General features: G+C 70.7%; 3 protein-coding genes. 1 reads left to right on the top strand and 2 read right to left on the bottom strand.

Annotated features, from left to right (window positions below; genetic code table 11):
- Both VF632_RS26355 and VF632_RS26350 read right to left on the bottom strand, forming a co-directional pair.
- Nucleotides 1–418, bottom strand: a 418-nt coding sequence (locus tag VF632_RS26355) for a hypothetical protein (RefSeq protein WP_331025942.1), incomplete at its 3' end; no start/stop codon positions are given.
- Nucleotides 403–1,755, bottom strand: a complete 1,353-nt coding sequence (locus VF632_RS26350; protein ID WP_331025941.1) for an IS701 family transposase — start codon at nucleotides 1,753–1,755, stop codon at nucleotides 403–405. The genes VF632_RS26350 and VF632_RS26355, both read right to left, overlap by 16 nt.
- Before the next feature lie 68 nt (nucleotides 1,756–1,823).
- On the opposite strand from VF632_RS26350, the gene VF632_RS26345 reads away from it, so the two are divergent.
- Nucleotides 1,824–2,117 (top strand): hypothetical protein, encoded by a 294-nt coding sequence (locus VF632_RS26345; protein ID WP_331025940.1) that lies wholly within the window; start codon nucleotides 1,824–1,826, stop codon nucleotides 2,115–2,117.
- Nucleotides 2,118–2,149 lie beyond the last annotated feature (32 nt).

The raw sequence follows: 2,149 nt of genomic DNA, 5'->3' as shown, positions 1-2,149 counted from the left end.
GGAAGGGCTTCTGGCTCTCGACGATCTCCCGGTAGGCTTCGCCGTGGAACGCTTCCACGTGCTGCACGGCGCCGTGCCGGCGCAGCAGGGCATGCAGCCAGCGGCCGACCTGCTCGCGGTCCCGCAGCGCGGGCAGCCCCGTTTCCCCGATCCACACCTGCGCCGCCGCGTCACTGTCCTCGCTGATCTCCGCAGCGTGGCGCTCCCGTACCCAGGAGGCCAGCGTGCGGTCGATCCGAACGATGGACATGCGGCGATCCACCGCCGTGCCCGTGACCCGCACCGAGCCCATGCCGGAGTTGCCGACGATGATCGCCCAGGCGGTGTTCTCCACCGCAAACTTCGTCACACCCTTAGCTTGAGTTTGCACGTGCCGTGACGCGCGCGCAGCGTCAGTGTGCGTCATGGTGGCCGGCATGCGACGAGCAGAAGACGGTGGATGAGAGCCGCCGAGGCATTTGGTGATGTCCCGGTAGTCGGCGACGTAGCGGAAATCTGCGCGGTCCACAGTTCGTGCCGGACCAGCGCAAGAGCATCGCTGAAGGTGGGCAGCGGCTTGGGGTACCAGCGCACGCACTCGAGCACCGGTCCGCGCTCGCCGGCAAGCTGGCTCGCCCACAGGGTCACGAGGGAGAACAGCGCGAGGAGCGCCGGCGTGGTGCGCAGGATGGCCAGGTCGGACCATTGCCGTTGGGTCTCCATGCCGAGGTGCCGACGGGCTTCCTCGAAGGTGGTCTCCATTCGCCAGCGGCGAACGAACCAGCGCAGGATGTCGACCGGCTCGGCCTGCGGGTCGGTGCAGAGGAAGGCCTGCGGCTCCTTCTCGCCGCTCGGGTCGCGCACCAGCACCCAGCGGATCGCCACCCGCGCCCTGCGGTGCGACCAGAGTGCGGTACCAGTGGCGATCTCGAGCCGGCGGCGACGCCGGCCATACCAGCCGTCCACGACAACCCGGCGCCAGCGCGTGCGCCGATCGCGCAAGCGCTCGGCCAGGCTGGGCAGCCGTGCCCCCTTGACCGGTGGCCAACCGCGCCGCCGCGGCCGGCGGGGCGGGGGTGGGTCGTACAGGCGGGCATCCAGACGCAGGCGGGTGACCACGGTCAGGTGCGGCGCGAGGTCGCGCAGCAGGGCGACCACCGAGAAGCTGCTGTCGGCCACGGCGATGACCCGCCGCCCCGGCAGCCAGCGCGCCACTTGCAGCAGCGCCTGCCGGCCCCACTCCGTGAGGGTCTTGTGCCGCTTGCCCTGCTCGGCCGCGTAGCGCTCGGAGGGGGCCAGCACGGTCAGGAAGGGCAGGCCCCAGACGCAGCCGGCCCAGGTGACAGGCGCCAGCAGCATGACGCAGAGCCAGCGCAGGCCACTCGCCTTGACGAAGTGGCCCCGGCTGGAGCGGACCGGATCACGGTAGATCCCTTTCGCGGCGATGCATGCCCCGCGCCGGCGCTCGATCGTGTCGTCGAGACCGACCACCACCGGGCCGTCCGGCACGAAGGCGGCGACCAGCAGCAGCAGGAGGCGGTGCGCCAGGGCGCGCGAGCACCAGTGCCCATGGCTCAGCACGCGATGGTAGACGGCAAAGCCAGCCGCCTCGCCGAGACCCATCACACGCAGGGCCGCGGTCACCGTCCGTCGTCCTGGCGCCAGCAGGGCACCGCAGACCAGCACCAGTACATGGCGCCAGATGGTCGCGGTGAACTGGCCTCGGAAGGGCTGCATCCAGCCGTCCAGCACGGCGGGAACCACGCTCGGCATCATGGCCCACTGCCTCCGCCCAGGAGCCCCGAGGTGTTACAACGCCGCAGGCCGCGCAGGAGAGAGGCGCCATGCCTGGCAGCCCCGATGAGATGCGCACGCGCATCGAAGCTTATCCCTGGCCACCGCAGCGCGGCGGCGTCGAGGTGGTGCGGGCGAACAAGGGCTACACGCTCTACAGCCTGCGCACCGGCGGACCCGTCGCCCGGCTCCGCCCCACCGGTCAGGGCGACAAGGTTCAGGTTTTGTGGTGGCGGCGCGACGCCTGGAGCGATCCCGGCCCCTTCGGTCGGGAGGTCATGCCCCTTGAGGAAGCCCTCGAGTTCATCGCCAGCGAGGGCTTCTTCTGGATCCACGCCTCATGACGCCAGCGTCACGGCACGTGCAAACTCAAGCT

It is taken from the genome of Longimicrobium sp. (genome assembly GCF_036388275.1).
GTDB lineage: Bacteria > Gemmatimonadota > Gemmatimonadetes > Longimicrobiales > Longimicrobiaceae > Longimicrobium.
Note: the sequence above shows the minus strand (reverse complement) of the source record. Positions and strands in the feature narration are given on the sequence as shown.

What these genes read in the sequence shown, in the direction of transcription:
- VF632_RS26350 (WP_331025941.1), bottom strand. Translation starts at nt 1,755, where the DNA reads ATGATGCCGAGCGTGGTTCCCGCCGTGCTGGACGGCTGGATGCAGCCC.
- VF632_RS26345 (WP_331025940.1), top strand. Translation starts at nt 1,824, where the DNA reads ATGCCTGGCAGCCCCGATGAGATGCGCACGCGCATCGAAGCTTATCCC.